Below are 3,867 nucleotides of genomic sequence, written 5' to 3'. Positions count from 1 at the left end.
ATAGGTCGAGCCGGCATCAAACGTGATATCGCTCACGGTGATCGTACCGATCGAATTGCCCGGGGAGACCGTTCCACCGCCATTGACCGTGGTGGCGCCGGTCAGGCTTCCCGCTCCGCTCAGGGTTCCGTCCGTATTGACGGTAACGGTGCCGCCCAAAATGCCGTTGACGGCCAGCTGGCTGTTATCGATGGTCGTTGTTCCGGAAAAGCTGCTGCTGTCACCGGTCAGGTCGGTCCTACCGGACAAAACCTCCACACTGCCCACACCGGTCAAATCAGACGCCAGCACAAAATCATCACTGGTGTGATTGAAGACCAGCCTTCCAGTGCCAGAACCAAAGGCGATCGTATCGGCATCAATCATCCCGGCAGAAACAGCTGCATCACCAGCCGCGGCGCCAACATTGATCGTGCCTACCGAACCAGCTCCCTGCGCCAGGGTGATTGTCCTGGTGCTGCCCGTCAGCGCGACCGCTCCACCGTCCTGGACGCTCAGCACGCCGGTCCCCTCATCCCCCAGAACCAGCTCTCCGGATGTCGTCCAGGTGGCCCCGACTCCCGCGACCTTAACACTGCCGCTGGCGGCAGACGCTGCTCCCACCACAGTGTCACCACTGCTGGCCACGACACCACCAGCTTCAACATCAAGAGAACCAGTGCTGAAGGAAAGATCTCCGCTCAATGATCCCCGGATTGCAAGATGGCCGCCATCGATGGTCGTTGTTCCGAAAAAGCTGCTGCTGTCACCGGTCAGGTGGGTCCTGCCGGACAAAACCTCCACACTGCCCACACCGGTCAAATCAGACGCCAGCACAAAATCATCACTGGTGTGATTGAAGACCAGCGTTCCAGTGCCAGAGCCAAAGGCGATCGTGTCGGCATCAATCATCCCGGCAGAAACAGCCGCATCACCGGCCGCAGCGCCGATCGTGAGAGTACCGGTTGAACCCGTGCTCTGTCCCACGACAATCATCTTCGTGCTGCCGGTAAGCGTAACAGCACCACCATCCTGGACGGTCAGGGAACCTGCACCATAGTCGGCCAAAACCATTGTTCCGGAAACCCCATAGCTGGAGCCCTCACCAGAAACCGTAACAACACCCGAACCAGAATTTTGATACCCGATCGTGGTGTCAGTTCCGATTGTTACCTCTGCACCATCTCGGATGATGACTGTCCCTTGCCCGGCATATCCCACGTCCAATGTACTCGAAACCGCATAGTTGGAACCCTCACCAGAAACCGTAATGCTTCCTTGCCCTGTAGAATGTAACCCAATGATTGAGTTGGTTCCGATTGTGACCGTTGCCCCGTCCTCAACAGAAAGTGTCCCAACACCCGCACGCCCCACACGTTGCTGACCTGAAAGAGCCCAGCTGGAGCCTTCACCGGTGACTGTAACATTTCCCTGGCCTGTTTCTCTGTAACCGATGGCAGAGTTGGGTGCTGTTACCGCTGCCCCGTCCTCGATTAACAGAGTGCCTGTACCAAAGTCGCCGACAAAGATATGGACTGAAGCCGCAAAACTGGCCCCCTCGCCAGAAACCGTGACGCTTCCCACTCCGGTAACGTCTTGACCGATTTCGGCGATACCAGTGAAGGCTGCAATCCCTCCGTCCCGGATTGTAAGCGTTCCTTGCCCGTCGTCTCCGACAAACAATGTCGTTCCCGTCAAATTAGAACCTTCTCCGGTTACCGTGACTGTTCCCACTCCGCCAGCTTGGATCCCCAACAGAGTTCGATCGGGTACATCGACGATACCTCCATCTTGGATTGCGAGCGTTCCTTGCCCGCCATCTCCGACTGATAGATCCCCTGACACATTCCAATTTGTCCCCTGTGTCGCAGCACTTCCACCAACGATTTCATGAGTACCGCCATCGATTACTTCGTCTCCATAAACACTACTTGTCACGAAACAGGACACGAATATGGTCAGAGGAGCACCTGAAAGCCCAGCTACCATCAAGAAAAAAGCAGAAACTGAATTCCTGCACATAGTAGACCCTTACCTAGAGGAGCAAGCTCCAGAAACACACTCCGATGGGTGACTACCCGTACGCAACGGCCAACCTGACCTAGCAAGAAACAAAAATATCAACCCACAAGTACAAATGGCCTCTTTTATAGTTAATCATCTCTTAAAAAGGTGTAAAATTGAATAAAAACTCAATTTTACTATGATATATCTATCAAAATGAGACAAATAAACAAGTAATGCATTAAACGCAAGACCAAGCCATGATTGCAACACTTTGTTGTATCGACGTTCCCGCAGTTTGCATCTGATAGCTGACATTGAGGTGGTCCCACGAAGCCTTGAAGAGGTATCTGCCTAAGACGTCAACTTCGTCTCAGGATCGAGATCCCAAAAAGCATGCAACCATTCAAACTGTGTCTAAAAGCGCCAGAACAACCGATAGATACTCTTTCGGTGGAGGGAAAAGCTCTTGTCGGCATTCGTTCGTTTCAAAACCACGTTTTCTACCTAGAGGCCAGATAGATGACATGGCTTGGTCCGTGGGGACTACAAACGCAAAATGCGCTAGTATGGACTGGCAGCGGAAAAGGAAGAACCAGCATCTATCCAATGCTCGCTCCAGAGCCAAAAATTGCACCGAAATTCAGCAGCGGCCTACTCAAGGCCAATGGTTTCCAATTTGACCAGGTCTGCTGCTCTTGTTCTGCCAATCACAATCTCATCAACATATGCCGGCAACAAATCAAAGCGACGGTAGAAAAAGGCCACATTTTGGTATTCTTACCTGAAACTCAAAACAGACTTGATACAAATATCTGTATTAACGCGATACTCTCAACTCAGATGATAGCAATATGTATCTATATTTTATGTACAATAGCATCACGCTCAACTAATATTAGATATCACACCCTTAATCAACTTTTGTTTATCCAAAAAAATTAGCACACTCATCTCAATTTCACTGAATTAGGTAATTAAAACTGTGAAATTATTATGATTTGATTCATCTAAGTCATGCAATCTAAGCGCGTAAACGTGAAGGCCCTCATCTTGTTTTACAAGGAGAATTCATGCGCAAACGCCGTACATTGCGATTTACTGTGACCGGCAAGCTCTTGTCGATTGTCGTGATATCCATTGGCATCGTGATTACCGCATCAGGCTTCGGAATTCTTCAAATTCAAAAAATTGGACAAGAAATTCAGTTCATAGCAGAGGCTGAGGTCCCCCTCACTGAGGCAATCGGGCATGTTACGACTCATCGCTTGGAACAAACGATTCTGATTGAACAGCTTGCGCGCGCGAGTTTGTTGAAAAGTCTTGGTCACTCCTCAATAGACAACGAAAAACTTGTACAGCTTGAAGGGCGCATTCTCTCCCTGGGAAATACAATTACCAAGGAACTCTCCGAAGCACAGGAAGTCGCACGGAAAGGTATTGCTATAGCGCGGACAGAGAGCCAGGCGAAGGAGTTTGAGTCAATACTGGCCGTGCTAGAGGCTACAAGCCGAGAACATACAAGCAATTCACTTGCGACAAACCAGGCTCTTGCGCAAGTCAGGTACGACAACGCCCTGAATGCAGGGCAGCTATTACATGGTATCGGGGATGAACAATCGACTTTCAACACGGAACTTGAAAAACTTCTCTTCAAAGTTCAGGCGCTCACCGAGACCGCTGCCAGAGCCGCGACTGAGCATGAACAGGACGCAATACGCTTCACTGTGCTTATTTCCCTCGGGGCCGCCATTTTCGCAATTATTCTGGCGATGTGGCTGTCAATGGCACCTTAAATTTCCCCAGAATGGGCCCTTTAAAAATCCCCAGTCTGGTGTCCCGGTAGTCAGCCGGATTTACAGACTGGCGGCTCCGTTTGTAGCT

The 3,867-nt window shown here is 50.8% G+C and carries 2 protein-coding genes and 1 pseudogene; 2 read left to right on the top strand and 1 reads right to left on the bottom strand.

The window, feature by feature from the left end:
- Positions 1-1,917, bottom strand: a pseudogene (locus K5905_RS29375) (hypothetical protein); the annotation flags it as partial.
- Between the two features lie 588 nt (positions 1,918-2,505).
- Between K5905_RS29375 and K5905_RS29370 the strand changes: the two are divergent.
- Together K5905_RS29370 and K5905_RS29365 are read left to right on the top strand one after the other, a co-directional pair.
- A complete protein-coding gene (locus tag K5905_RS29370) occupies positions 2,506-2,928 on the top strand; it encodes a hypothetical protein (protein WP_297591098.1) in 423 nt (140 codons plus the stop codon).
- A 128-nt stretch (positions 2,929-3,056) separates the two neighbouring features.
- Positions 3,057-3,779, top strand: a complete 723-nt coding sequence (locus K5905_RS29365; protein ID WP_297591096.1) for a hypothetical protein — start codon at positions 3,057-3,059, stop codon at positions 3,777-3,779.
- Positions 3,780-3,867 lie beyond the last annotated feature (88 nt).

Origin of the sequence: Roseibium sp., from assembly GCF_025698965.1 — a bacterium.
GTDB lineage: Bacteria > Pseudomonadota > Alphaproteobacteria > Rhizobiales > Stappiaceae > Roseibium.
Note: the sequence above shows the minus strand (reverse complement) of the source record. Positions and strands in the feature narration are given on the sequence as shown.